This window comes from Catenibacterium sp. co_0103 (assembly GCF_004168205.1).
In the GTDB taxonomy this organism is placed as follows: domain Bacteria; phylum Bacillota_I; class Bacilli_A; order Erysipelotrichales; family Coprobacillaceae; genus Catenibacterium; species Catenibacterium mitsuoka_A.
This window is the reverse complement of sequence record NZ_RCYB01000054.1, coordinates 1-14499: the sequence shown is the minus strand read 5'-3', so window position 1 is coordinate 14499 and position 14499 is coordinate 1. Positions and strand designations below refer to the sequence as shown.

The window sequence follows — 14499 nt, the reverse complement described above, 5'->3', positions numbered from 1 at the left end:
TTATGAATAGAATTCACAAAGGTTTTGGTTTAGTTGGTCGTGATCAATGGTTTCCAAATTAATAGATAACAACTAACCTTATCTACTGAAAACTTAATTTACAGGAAATAAGAATTTACACAAGATTCTTGACACTATCCTTTAACTGGTGAGATGCGAAACATTAATATAAAACTTATGATATGAATGTTATAGAATAACTTATTTTTGCTAATAACAAACTATCTAGATTGTCAGATATTAAAAAGTGCACTTTAGGCAATTGTTTTTATACAATTGTAAACGAATAATTAAAAATTGAAGAAAGGGGAAAGAACTATGAATGTCAAGAAATTCACGAGTTATGCAGTAGCATTGATGATGAATGTCTCATTAGCACCTATAAATGCGAATGCTCTTACTACTGATAACGCAGTGACGAACGGTTATTATAACGATTCTGGTCAGTGGGTTCAAGGTGAATTAGATCAGACCCTGCCAGAAGGTATTCATTCAGTTGATAAAACAGCTGAAGCACTTGGTAACAACACTTATAGGATGAAATTAAAGGTTGTTACTAAACAGAAGGTTGAAACTTTTACCAAGAAGTCAGCTACAGTTCTTGTTGTGGATACTTCGGGAAGTATGGATGGCAATCGTATTAGAAACTTAAAAGCAGCAGCAAATGCTTTTGTGAATTCATATGCTGGTGATAAAGAAAATGTTGGACGTTATCTTGCGGTTGTTGATTTTGCAACTCATGTTGAAGTACCGTTAAATTGGACGGATGTCTCTTCTACTAGAGGTAAAAACAAAGCATTTGAAGCAATCAAAAATCTAAAAGCTGGTGGTGGAACAAACCTAGATGCTGGTATTAAACAAGCCACATCTTTATTCTTAAAAGATGCAGTGAAACAAATTCAAAAAGACAACAGAAATACAGTCGTATTAACTGATGGAACACCTACTTATTATCTTAAAGATTGTGAAGGTGGATGTACTTTTTTACATACACATGTCACAATTGATGGCATAACATATGATTTAGCTGGTGATGGTGGAGAAGGTAGTGAAAAAACTGTTGAAGCAACATCTAAAGATGCTAATCTTCTAAAAGATCAGTCTACAGTTTATACAGTATGTTATGGGGCAGCAAAAGATAAAGCATATGAAGATGGTCCTACAGTTTCTGAATTCTTAAAAGGCAGTATCGCAACAAGTCGTGATAAAGCATATGATTCAAGTGATGCTGATGATTTAGCTAAAGTGTTTAAGGCTATTTCTGAAAGTGTTACCACTAGTATTACTGGTAAAGACTTAGAAGTATTTGATGGAGCTGCTCCATTTGTATCAGTAAGTCAATTACCTCCATCTGTACAGCAGGATACAAGTGGCTTTAAGTGGAAACTTGCAAATGCAACGACTACAACAGAAGGTACTCAGACTTATTATACTTATGAGTTAGAATACTATGTTACATTAGATGCTCATCATCCTGAATTTAAAGAAGGAAAACTTTATCCATTAAATGGTGAAACATATATTGCTATGCCTGATGGAAGTAAAGTTAAATTCCCAATTCCAGGTGCAACAGGAATCAAGTCACGTTATACAGTTACTTATACTGATGGCGTTGATGGTGAAGTCGTATTTGAAGATAAGGTAATTCCTGATTTAGTAGTAGGTACACCAACACCTAAATTTGATGAAACACCTACAAGAGCAGGTTATACATTCAAAGGATGGTCACCTGCAGTTGAAGAAAAGGTTACAAAGAACATCACTTACAATGCAACTTGGGTTATGAACTGGGTGCAAATGAATTCAGCACCAGTTATTAAAGCAACTGACAAGACAATTGAAGTGGGTTATATATTTGATCCTAAGGCTGATGTAACTGCAACAGACGAAGAAGATGGAGATATCACTGATAAGATTGAAATTTTAGAGAATGAAGTAGATACAACTAAACCTGGCAAGTATGAAGTGACTTACAAGGTAACAGATAGCGGTGGTGCATCTCATGTTAAGACTATCAAGGTTACAGTAAATCCTAAGATGGAACCTCTAAATGCAGCACCAATCATTAAAGCCGAAGATAAGACTCTTACAGTTGGTGATGCATTTGATCCTATGGCTGATGTAACTGCAACAGACGCTGAAGATGGAAACTTAACTGATAAGATTGAAATCAAAAAGAATGATGTAGATACAACTAAACCTGGTAAGAACGAAGTAACTTACAAGGTAACAGACAGCAAGGGTGCATCATACACTAAGTCTATTACAGTTACTGTAAATCCAAAGATGGAACCTATAAATTCAGCACCAATCATTAAAGCTGAAGATAAGACTCTTACAGTTGGTGATACATTTGATCCTAAAGCTGACGTTACTGCAACAGACGCTGAAGATGGAGATCTAACTGATAAGATTGAAGTATTAAAGAATGAAGTAGATACTACTAAGGCTGGTAAGTATGAAGTCACTTACAAGGTAACAGATAATCAGGGTGCATCTCGCACTAAGACTATTACAGTTACTGTAAATCCTAAGATTGAACCTCTTAACGAAGCACCAACTATTGATGTAACTGATAAGGAAATCACAGTCGGTGATAAGTTTGATCCAAAAGAAGGCGTTACTGCAAAAGATAAAGAAGATGGTAATTTAACTGATAAGATTGAAATCTTAAAGAATACAGTTGATTCATCTAAGCCTGGCGTATATGAAGTTACTTACAAAGTAACAGATAGTAAAGGCACATCTTGCACAAAGACTATAAAGGTTACAGTGAAAGAAAAAGCTCCTGCTCCAAGCAAGGATAACAATAAAACTACTACAGTTGCTCCTAAGACAGGCGATTCTACAAACGTATCTGCAGTGATTGCATTACTCGCATTACTAAAGAAAAAGAAAGTATCATAGTATAACTAAGATATATATTTAACCAAGGGACAGTCGAGAAATCGGCTGTCATTTTGACTCTTATCATGTTATGTATTACTTTACATTTTCTATAGTCCTTAATATTCATTCTACTGCCGCATTCTGGACAGGAGATAATGGTTCTTTTAAGCGTGATATAATAAATCACTTCTTTTTCATTAATTTCAATCGTATGAGACTGTACAAGGGATTCATAATCCCCTAAAATAATTCTTAGATCATTATCCAATTTGTGATCTCCTTTCGCTTGGATTTAATATGAGCAAATTAATGATACAGCGAAAGGTTTTTAATTACACAAAAATACTTAAAAAGTATGAGCCACAGTGTGATCCCCCACAGACTTAAAGGTGCTATTTCTAAGATTCTCAAATATTTAGAGCGAAGCTCTGATCCCTACAAAAATTAAAGACCCTCTTTTTTCGCATTTCAGAACAATAAACTATGATGATAATTTTCTGACAAAATAGAAATTCATATTTTCTAAATAGATTATCAGATGTTAATAATTTTAGTAAAGCGGTATCATTTAGGTGCAGAAAAAGTGATGTGCACACAAGATATAAAATTAAGAGGAGAAAATTTTATGGAAAACAAAAGTAAAAGCAGTGTTGTTTACCAAGGTAAAATCCCTGGTAGAGTCAAATACTCATTCGCATTTGGGGCGTTGGGTAAAGATTTAATTTATGGCATGATTGCCACATTCTCAATGATATATTTCACAGATATTATTAAGGTTGCTCCAGCTTTCATTGGTACAATGTTCTTCGTTGCAAAAATCTGGGATGCTTTCAATGATTTATTTATGGGTATGTTAGTTGATAACACAAGAAGCCGTTATGGTAAATTTATTCCTTGGTTAGTAGCAGGAACATTAATTAACGCATTTGTATTCGTTATCGTATTTACAGATTTCCATCTTACAGGTGTAAATCTTTGTATCTTTGCTTCAGTTATCTATGTTTTATGGGGTATGACTTATACAATCATGGATATTCCTTATTGGTCAGTTATTCCTAATTTAACTTCTGATCCAGGAGAACGTGAAAAAGTATCAGTACTTCCAAGAATCTTTGCAAGTATTGGTCAGTCATTAATTATTGCTGGTTTTGGTGTTCAGATCATCAAGGGTCTTGGTGGAAATTATATTGGTTATCATAGATTCGCATTAATCATCGCAGCTACATTCATCTTCACAATGGCAGTATGTGTCTTAAACCTTCCTAAAGTTCAGACAAGTGATGAAAAGAAAGAAAAGATGAAATTCAGAGACATCTTCACTGTTATTAAGAAAAATGACCAGTTAAGATGGGCAGTATTATTAATTCTATTATATAACGTTGCTATTCAGGCAATTATGGGTGTTGCTACTTATTATTTTAGTTATGTATGTAATAATGCTGGTATGTTATCAGCTTTCATGATCAGTGCTTCAGTTGCAGAAGTTGTTGGTCTTCTTATCTTCCCTAAGGTTACTAAAGCATTATCAAGAAAAAAAGCATTCTTATTCGCATGTGCATTACCTCCAATTGGTTTAATCTTATTACTTGTTGTTGGTTTTGTTTGTCCTACAAATATCTTGTTAACTGCTATTGCAGGTATTATTGTAAAAACTGGTACAGGTCTAGAACTTGGATGTGCAACAGTATTCTTAGCTGATGTTGTAGACTATGGTGAATATGTATTGGGTGAAAGAAATGAGGGTGTTGTCTTCTCATTACAGACATTAATCGTTAAATTAACAGCTGCCTTCACTTCACTCGCAATTGGTTTTGTACTAGAACTAACTGGTTATATTCCAAATGCAGTGCAGTCACTTGCTACACAGAACTCAATTCGTGTATTAATGTGTGTTGTACCAACTATTGGTGTTATCTTAGCTTATATCGTATTTAAGAAGAAATATAAGTTAGATGATGAATTCATGAAAAAGGTTGTAGAAAAAATTAATAGTTAATTTTAAAGAACAAGCTGATTAAAATCGGCTTGTTCTTATTTCGCGTATATAATAAAAAGTGTTATGATAATAAAAAGTAAGGAGTAGGCATATGAGAACGTTTAGTATTATTCTAGCTGATGATGAACAGAATATCCTCTATGGTATGCAGAAGGGAATCAATTGGGAAAAACTAGGATTCATAGTGGCAGGAACAGCACAAAATGGAAAAGAAGTATTAGAAATGATGGATGACTTACATCCAGATCTTGTTATTAGTGATATCAAGATGCCCTTTATGGATGGATTAGAACTTGCGAAAACAATTCATGATAATTATATGAATACTAAGGTTATTCTTTTTTCTGGATGGGATGATTTTGAATATGCAAGACTTGCAATCAGCTATGGCGTATCAGAATATATAATGAAACCTATAGACTATGATGAAATGAAGAAACTTTTAATTGATATGCACCAAGCATTAGAAGAAGAATATAATGAAAAAATTAACTGGACACGCTTAGAAAATGCTTATTTTAAAAGTCTGCCATTACTTAGACAACAGTTCTTTACGCAGCTTGTCTTAGGGACAATGGAGTTAGATGAATGCCACCAACAAATCAAGAATTTAGGATTAGAATTAGATAATAAACAATATTGTATTATTGCAGTGAAAATACAAAAAGTTGATCATAAGGATGTCTTTAGTGCACTTTCTATAAAAGAAACATTAAAAGAAGCGTTAGATAAGATTTCTGAGGTTTATGAGTTTGGTGTAGGTGATAAAGAGATATTTTTACTTACAGGTGATAAAAAGCATGAAATAGGTAAAATATCACGTAGTATTCAGGAAGCCTCTATTATGATTACACGTATCTTTGGTGTACATATATCATGTGGTATGAGTGAGAATACAAATCAATTAGAAGATATCCCTACAATCTATACACAAGCAAAAGATGCATTAGAATATAATCTTGTAGTGCCTGATGAAAGTTATACTTACTATAATGATTTGATGCTTCAAGAAGAAGTAGAAACAGATTGGAATACCACTGTAGAACAGATAGGTAAAACTATCACTTATTGTGATACAGAAGAATTAAAGGAACAGGTGGATGATTTAGTCAATGTACTTCATCAAGCACATTATAATCTTAATGAATATCAGATGGTTATAATGGAGATATCTTTTATTTTCGCAAGACTTTATAAGAAGTATCATATTACTGATGGAGAAGAATTTGAAGGGTCAAAGAAGATGGCAGTAACTATCCTTTCTCTTACTACAGGAGAAGAATTAGATCAATGGTTACTTGATTATTGTCAGTTGATTCGTTTATTAGTCCAAAAGAAACGTGTGGATAATAACGTGATTTTAGTAGATAATGCGAAGAAAATAGTAGAAGAACACTTTTCTGATCCGGATTTAAGTGTAGAAAGTGTATGTGATGCATTACATGTCAGTACCTCTCATTTTTCTAAAATATTTAAACAGGAAACAGGTAGAACATTCATGAATTATATGATAGGTAAACGTATGGAAGAAGCAAAGAAACTATTATTACAGACAAATTATAAAAGCTTAGTGATAGGGGAAATGGTAGGTTATCCAGAACCTAATTATTTCAGCTATGTATTTAAAAAGAATTGTGGCATATCCCCTGCAAAATATAGGAAACAAATTGATGAAAAATAAGACATTAAGTGTACGTGTTATATTACCTGTTGTTATGTCTGTTTCTATTGTTGCTTGTATTATCAGCAGTATGATGTTATTTTCTTATCTATTCTCTTCTTATTTTAAAAAAGATGCAGTAGAGAAGATGGATCGACAGACAATCTCATTAGCACAAAGTTTAGAAAATGAAGTCAGTGAGATTAATAGTCTTGTGAATGATATCTATTATCAGAACATTAAGAAGTATGATTGTGAAAATGTTCAGTTTAAAACAGTTATGACTCAGAAAATCACCAATGAATCAAATAGGATTTATAGTATATCTCTTTATGATATGAATGGGAATAGGGTTTGGAGTTTTGGAGAATCATCCATTGGTTTCGATACTCAACAATCATGGTTTGAAAATGCGAAAAAGAATACTGAAACCATTCAATATGGTCATCGACACTTAGTGAAATCTGATCTATCAGGTTATGTCATGGATATTAGCCGTTATGTAGAATATATTAATGCTGGAAATATAAGATCAGGTATTTTATTGATGCAGTATTATACAGAGCCTATAGAAGGTATTCTAGATCGTTATCAGAACCAGAAGTCAGCTTATTGTTATTTGACGGACGAATCTAAATATTTTATATATCATCCCTTTGAAAAACGTATCGCCTCTGGTTTATATAAAGAAAAAACAGTATCCACTGCATTCAAGAACAACCGCAGTATTCATAATGGAGACTGGCTTGTAGAAAGAAAACAGATTGGCTATACGGGATGGAATATTGTGGTAGTGAATTCAATGTCAAATCTATTAGTAGAAAATCGTCGTTTTCATTATATTATCTGGTTTATTCTACTCTTAGTAGGAGCCATTTTGATATTATTTGATTTTCAGGTATTTAGAAACTTTACCGACCCTGTTTATCAATTACTTGCTACAATGGAAGATTTTGGTAAAGGTAACTATAATTCTCGTGCAAAAGAAGAAGGAATTGGAGAATTAAAGAGTTTAAGTGCTAATTTTAATATAATGGCAGATAAATTACATAAGCAGATGGAAGAAATCCGTCAAAATGAACGTGAAAAACAGAAAATGGAGAAGAAATTACTTCAATCACAAATCAACCCTCATTTCTTATACAACACGCTTGATTCTATAATATGGATGATTAGAAGTGAAGAATATGAAGGGGCAGGTGAAATGGTTTCATCCCTTGCGAAGTTCTTCCGTATCTCCTTAAGTCAGGGAAAAGATATGATACCTTTAGGTAAAGAACTTGAACATGCAACAAGTTATTTGAAGATTCAGAATATCCGTTTTCAAGATAAATTTGACTTTAAGGTAGAAGCAGATCCTAAACTAATGAAATATCTGATTCCTAAACTTTCTATTCAACCCTTATTAGAGAATGCGATTTATCATGGAATGGAAGGCATGTATGAGGATGGAGAGATTATTATCAGTGTTTATGAGGAAGAGAATACTATTAAGATTGATGTAGCAGATAATGGTCTTGGTATGACAGAAGATAAACTTGAGTATATTATGCGTCATCAGGTTGTTTCTAGTAAACGTGGATCGGGTATAGGCGTAAGAAATGTTCATGAAAGAATTCAGCTTATTTATGGTGAACAGTATGGTATTACTATCACAAGTGAATTAGACGAAGGAACAACCGCTACTATTACTATCCCTAAAATGGAGGAAGCAGATGAAACAGAATAAAAGAAAACACATGATCCTGATTGTGATATTGTTGAGTATTGCATTTGTTTCTATTTTATATGTAAGAGATAGGGATTATACACAGAAAAATAAAAGAATTGCGATCATCTATCCTAAGTATTCACAATCATTTATTCAAGAAGTACAGGAAGGAATACAGGATTGTGCATATGATCATCAAGTGAAGCTTGATGTCTGGTATAAGGATGATTTGTCCCAAAATGAACTAGATGATCTTATTACACAGGAATATAAAAATCAGGCCATGGGCTTATTACTTGTATATCCAGAAAAGTATATGAGGAAAACACAGTATGAATATGCGAATGTATTAGCTCTTACAGATACAATGCAGGACTCATTCACTTACACCGCTTCTTTTAGTCAAACTTCTCATGAAACAATGAGATTACCTGTGGACTTTAATCTCCTAAAAGAGATATCTACAGGAAAAAGAGATGCCATTTATATTGAGGATGCTTATAAACTAGGTTATAAGAGTATAGAACTGATTAGTCATTGTGAAGGAAAAAGACGATTATCAAATATTTCTTTAAAACCAGAAAAAGTAGATCAGAAAGTAGTAGAAAGAGGCAGTAAAGCCTCATTGTTTACATATTAGAGGGTTACTATGAAAAAGATGAGAAAATATAAATGGTTATTATTTATAGTGCTGATTATATGTTTAACACTTACAGCACTAGGAGGCTCACGTTCTAAAGAAGATCAATATATTCATGTAGGTATTGCAGTTTATGATCTTGATGATACATTTATGAATAGCTTGATTACAGCGCTAGAAAATAGAATTGATGAAGCACATATGAAAAAGAAAATCTCTTATGAGATATGTGATGCGAAAGGAAATTCAAGACGTCAAAATAAACAGCTTCAGTATATGTATACTCAAAGCTATGATATGATGCTTGTAAATCTTGTTGATCCTTCTTCTGCGGCAAGTGTATTGAATAATGCAAAGGAATTAGATATTCCTGTTATATTATTTAATCGAGATATTGCTGAAAAGGATTTAAAGATTACAGATAATGTCTGGTATGTGGGAACAGATGCCTTTCAAGCTGGACAAATACAGGGTGAGATGTTAAAGAAAATCTGGAATGAACAGAGAAGTACGCTAGATAAGAATAAGAATGTTAAAATAGATTATATATTAGTAGAAGGTGAAGAAAATCACTATGATGCCATTCGTAGAACAAAAGGATTCCTAGAAAACAGTAAAGACCTTCCTTTAAATACACTAGGTACTTTATCTGCTTCATGGAATAGACAACTTGCTTATAAGAAGTTTTCTCAATTAGATAACAATGCGATTTCTAGTACCGAAGCTGTTATCTGTAATAATGATGATATGGCATTAGGAGTTTATGATTATTATAAAGAAAAGAATCTAGCTCTACCTATTATTTTAGGTATCAACAACAGCCAGGAAATGAATGAGAAAATTATGTCTGGTGAAATATATGGTAGTGTAGATAATGATATGGATAACCAAGTATTAAGAATAGTTAAATGTATGGAATCTGTATTAAATGGAAATACTAAAAAATATAAAAAAGTCTGGTATAGTACACCTTATGCAGTTACAAGAGAATAAATTATTTGCTTACATAATTCATCTATGTTAGTATGATTAGCATAAACTAACTAAGGAGAATTGGATGAAAGCACATAAATATTGGTCTATTGGTGCACTGATCACCATGATTTGTACTTTCTTAACAGGACATATGAACAAGATGATTCATGCAGGATTTGGTTTGATTGCACTCATTTGTATGATCATGTCTGTTTATTCTGGTCATAAGATGATTTCAAGAAAGAACTAGATTAAGTCAGCAACATAATAGTTGCTGACTTTTTAATAATTCGATTAATAATACTATATGTCACAAACAACATGATATGTAACAGTGATAGCGATTACAAATATATATTTATAAGGTATAATAATTGAGGGTATTGCATAAGAAACGGAGGGTAAAGAAACGAGGAATAAGTTTTTTAAACTTGCATTATCAGCAGTCCTTTCAGTATCCTGCTTAGCAGCACGTTTCACTGGAGCATCAGGATTAGATGGAAATGCGAACAATATCACAAAAGATGGTTATACAATCACTAAAGTATCTCATTCAGATAGAGGGGCTGGACAGAGTGATGGTATTCTTCCTTTTGAAGTGATGGGTGAAGAAAGCAATCGTAATCAGAGCTATGTATGGTCAAGTGTTGAATATGGAAACTATATATATCTTGGTACTTGCTGGAACCCAATCTCAGGTATTTATTACAGAAATTTGAAAAATAACCTCACATCTCTTTTTGAAAAAAGAGGAGATAAGAATCCCGGTCAGAAGGCTGGAACAGTTGCGACAAACATCTTAAATGTGATGTATGATGGAAACTTCCCGGATGGAGCAACTTCTACAAAAGGGACACCATGTATTTTGCGTGTCAATAAGTATACTTATGAAACAGAATTAGTTTATGTTGAAAAAGAAAGTTCAGCATTCGTTAACTGGAACGGATATAGAATGGCTATAGAATACAAAGGTAAATTATACTTTGCATGTGCTGGTTATCCTACATCTCGTCTATTACAGATTGATCCTAAGACAAAAGCAACAAAGGTTATTATGCAAAAGACTGCAGAAAACTCAGATTTTTCAAATGGTATTCGTGGTTTAACAGTGATGAATGGTAAACTACTCGTTTCTCTTGCGACTGATGGCGCTGATCCTGATCATATGTTTGAAAATGGTTCACAGCTTCCACAAGATTATCAGAATGCCATTAAAGCAATCGCAAAGAAGAATGTACGTTATAAGGATGATAATCCAAGAATGGAAGGTGTACGTCTTCTTGAAACAGATGATCCTGAAAATGTAGATAGCTGGAAAGTCATTGCAAACCAGGAAACATTTGATAACTTGCCTGCATGCTGGATTCGTGATAGCATCAATGGTGGTGGATTATGGGATCTTGCGGAATTTAATGGATCTCTTTATGTATCTATGCTCACTGGTAAGACAGACGCAACAACTGGTGTGACAAATAAACAGGGCTTTGCAGTCTATCGTGGTGATCCACAAAAGGATGGTTCATGGAAATGGACTCCAATCATTGGTGATACATCTAAAGGGGCTAAATATGAATTTGGTCTAGGTAAGAAACAGTCATGTGCTGGTAATCTTTACGTATATAAGGATCATCTTTATATTGGTGGGTATAACGACCCAATGCTTGACTTAGCTGAAATTGGTAATAAAGCAGATTTCCACTTACTTTATCAGGATTTAAAGAATCCTGCCTGCTTGAACCGCATGGATAAAAATGGAAACATTGAACTAATCAATGATGATGGATTTGGAGCTGCTTCTACGCAGTATCTATGGAGATTCTCTGAATACAACAATAAACTTGTTATTGGTACATTTGATATCACTACACTTGCTAAAGGATTTACACAGCTCACTGATGGTAGTCTTTCAGAAATGACACCTGAAGAATTCAAGAAGAAGATGGATTATGTAGAAGACCTTCTTGAAAGCTTAAAGAAGGATCCTTCTGATATCGCAGTAGCTTCTGAAGATGAATTCGTGGATGAAATGATGGATCAGCTAGAAGATATGAAAGATATCGTAGAAGGAGACAACAGATCAAGAGAAGTAGATCAAGATATTGTTGAAGTATATGATGAACTCATTGAAAACTATAAGAAATTTGTTAAACCTTTATTACATGAAATTGATCCAGAACTTGAAAAACAGATTGATGATATTATCTTGAATAGTACAGTAGAAAACTTTGTATACTATTATGGATGCAGTCAGATTGTGTCTAAACAGGAAGCAGGATGTGATGTATTGGTTTCATCTGATGGTGTTCACTTTGATGCATTAACTCGTAATGGATTCAATGATAAGTATAACCATGGTGGACGTGCATTTATTCCTACTGATAATGGTTTATTTATTGGCATGGCTAACCCATTCTGGGGTACTCAGCTTTGGAGAATCACAGATGGATCAGAAAATCCAATACCAGATACAGATAAAACTGATAAACCAAATACAGATAAGACTGATAAACCAGAAATCAAGGAAGATCAGCCATCTGATAAAGGTAATACAACTATAAAACCTACAGAAACTAAAAAAGAAGATAAGAAGAAGGTCAATACAGGTGATCATACTCAGGTGATGATCTATGTATCTGCAATTGTCATCTCAAGCTTAGCTTTAGTATTATTAAAACGTAAAAAAGTAGAAAACTAAACAATACCTATCTCCCAGGTCAATGAATTTTATTCATTGACTTTTTTTCTATTGACAAGAATCTCTATCTGTCTACAATGTTCTATATAGAACATAGAGGTTCTAAATAGAACAACGAGAGGAGGCCTAATATGTATTTCTGGGATCAACATAAGACGATTACTCTTTATTATGAGATGTTAACCGCATCTACTTGTGATAAGTATCATCTTAAAAAGATGGAATATGACATACTGATGTTTTTGTATCATAATCCAGAGTACAATACAGCAGCGGGTATTGTTAGAATAAGAAAATCAACAAAATCTCATGTGTCGACCGCTTTAAAAGTATTAGAAAAACGTGGTTATATTACTAAGAAGACATCTTCAAGCAATAAGAAGCGAGTGGAGCTATATTTAGAGGATTCAGCCACTGAAATCGTTAAAGAAGGATTAGATGTGCAAAATCAATTTGCGCATGATATGCTTCAAGGCTTAACTAAAGACGAAATAAAAGTATGTAAAAATGTATTTGAAAAGATTTGTAGGAATGCGGAAGAATGCATTCAAAAGAAAGGATTATGATTATGAATAACCAAAAATATGTACCTAAAATGCCAGATATCATGGAGGCTATCTTTGATACTTGTTACTTATTATTTGACTTAGTAGCTGGTGTAATCTTCCTTACAAACGCAAATGGCAATATGTTATTTATACTATATGGTATCTTAACTCTTACATTATGTGGTGGTGATGCCTTCCACTTAGTTCCTAGAATTATAAGAGCATTCAAAGGAACTAATGAAAAAATTAAGAGACAACTTGGTATAGGTTTGCAGGTTTCTTCTATTACTATGACTGTTTTCTATATTATCTTACTTTATATCTGGAAACTCACATTCCCAACTCTTTTTGCTCCATTTATTGTAGAAGCAATGATCTACATTTCCGCAATCATTAGAATTGTAGTATGTTTCTTACCACAAAATGACTGGTGTGGGGATGAAGGTAACTTAAAACTATCTATTATCAGAAATGCCGTATTTGCAGTTACTGGTATTGGAATTATTATTCTATATGCAATGAGCGGTAATACTGGTAATCTTCACATGACTAGAATGGTTGCAGCTATTATTATCTCATTTGGCTGTTATTTACCAGTCACTTTATTAAGTAAGAAAAAACCTGAAATTGGTTTGTTAATGATTCCTAAAACATGTGCCTATATGTGGGTGATTGTAATGGGATTACAGCTATTATTTAATTAGAATAGTGTTATATAGTATTGTAATAAATCATTAAGTGAGGTAGAAATGATGGAACAAGAAAGATATTCAATACTATATAGTTCTCCAACAGGTAATACAAAGATGCTTGCAGAGGCTATTCATGACACGCCAGCTGAAGAAGATTGTGATTATTTTGGACCATGTAAAAAAGTAGATTCAGATATGTTTTATATTGGTTTCTGGACAGATAAAGGTAATGCGGATGCAGCAACTCTTAAACTATTAGAAGCCTTAAAGAATAAGAAGATTTTCTTATTTGGTACAGCAGGATTTGGAGTAAGTGAAGAATATTTCCAGAAAATTCTAAATAATATGAAAACAAGCATTGATGCAAGTAATACAATTGTAGGTGAACATATGTGCCAGGGTAAGATGCCACAATCTGTACGTGATCGATATGTAAAAATGAAGGCACAGCCTGATCATATGCCTAATATTGATATGCTCATTGATAATTTTGATCAAGCTTTAACACATCCTGATGAAAATGATTTGAATAATTTGATAGCTAAAATTAAAGCATAAGGGGATGAATAAACTGGTTCAAAAGTCAAGGACAGAATGTTGACAGTCCTTGCCAAAAGAGCATCACCGTAAGGTGATGCTCTTTTTTTTCGCGCCCTCTATCTCTCTATCTCCACGACGAAAAGAAGTCCTGAT

Annotated in this window: 11 protein-coding genes; all 11 read left to right on the top strand. The window is 33.3% G+C overall.

Annotated features, from left to right (window positions below):
* Positions 1 to 318 precede the first annotated feature (318 nt).
* Positions 319 to 2907, top strand: coding sequence for an immunoglobulin-like domain-containing protein (locus tag EAI80_RS09105; RefSeq protein ID WP_129981770.1), 2589 nt, complete (start codon positions 319 to 321; stop codon positions 2905 to 2907).
* Between the two features lie 607 nt (positions 2908 to 3514).
* Positions 3515 to 4885, top strand: a complete 1371-nt coding sequence (gene melB / locus EAI80_RS09095) for a melibiose:sodium transporter MelB (RefSeq protein ID WP_129981769.1) — start codon at positions 3515 to 3517, stop codon at positions 4883 to 4885.
* Positions 4886 to 4976: 91 nt separating this feature from the next.
* Positions 4977 to 6566 carry a response regulator gene (locus EAI80_RS09090; RefSeq protein WP_129981768.1) on the top strand — a complete coding sequence of 530 codons (1590 nt, stop codon included), beginning with the start codon at positions 4977 to 4979 and terminating at the stop codon, positions 6564 to 6566.
* Positions 6556 to 8274, top strand: coding sequence for a sensor histidine kinase (locus EAI80_RS09085; protein WP_129981767.1), 1719 nt, complete (start codon positions 6556 to 6558; stop codon positions 8272 to 8274). Before EAI80_RS09090 ends, EAI80_RS09085 begins: the two co-directional genes overlap by 11 nt.
* The gene (locus EAI80_RS09080) at positions 8261 to 8896 is read left to right on the top strand and encodes a sugar ABC transporter substrate-binding protein (protein ID WP_129981766.1); all 636 of its coding nucleotides are present in this window, start codon (positions 8261 to 8263) and stop codon (positions 8894 to 8896) included. Before EAI80_RS09085 ends, EAI80_RS09080 begins: the two co-directional genes overlap by 14 nt.
* A 9-nt stretch (positions 8897 to 8905) precedes the next feature.
* Positions 8906 to 9889 carry a galactose ABC transporter substrate-binding protein gene (locus tag EAI80_RS09075; protein WP_129981765.1) on the top strand — a complete coding sequence of 328 codons (984 nt, stop codon included), beginning with the start codon at positions 8906 to 8908 and terminating at the stop codon, positions 9887 to 9889.
* 64 nt (positions 9890 to 9953) lie between these two features.
* Positions 9954 to 10121, top strand: coding sequence for a DUF6219 family protein (locus EAI80_RS13415; RefSeq protein ID WP_192924034.1), 168 nt, complete (start codon positions 9954 to 9956; stop codon positions 10119 to 10121).
* Between the two features lie 351 nt (positions 10122 to 10472).
* Positions 10473 to 12566 (top strand): hypothetical protein, encoded by a 2094-nt coding sequence (locus EAI80_RS09070; protein WP_129981764.1) that lies wholly within the window; start codon positions 10473 to 10475, stop codon positions 12564 to 12566.
* A gap of 131 nt (positions 12567 to 12697) precedes the next feature.
* Positions 12698 to 13132 carry a MarR family transcriptional regulator gene (locus EAI80_RS09065; RefSeq protein WP_129981763.1) on the top strand — a complete coding sequence of 145 codons (435 nt, stop codon included), beginning with the start codon at positions 12698 to 12700 and terminating at the stop codon, positions 13130 to 13132.
* Positions 13133 to 13134: 2 nt separating this feature from the next.
* Positions 13135 to 13818 carry a hypothetical protein gene (locus EAI80_RS09060; protein WP_129981762.1) on the top strand — a complete coding sequence of 228 codons (684 nt, stop codon included), beginning with the start codon at positions 13135 to 13137 and terminating at the stop codon, positions 13816 to 13818.
* A gap of 45 nt (positions 13819 to 13863) precedes the next feature.
* On the top strand, positions 13864 to 14364 hold the full coding sequence (gene bilS, locus EAI80_RS09055) for a flavodoxin family protein BilS (RefSeq protein ID WP_238634545.1): 501 nt from the start codon (positions 13864 to 13866) through the stop codon (positions 14362 to 14364).
* The last annotated feature ends 135 nt before the right edge of the window (positions 14365 to 14499 follow it).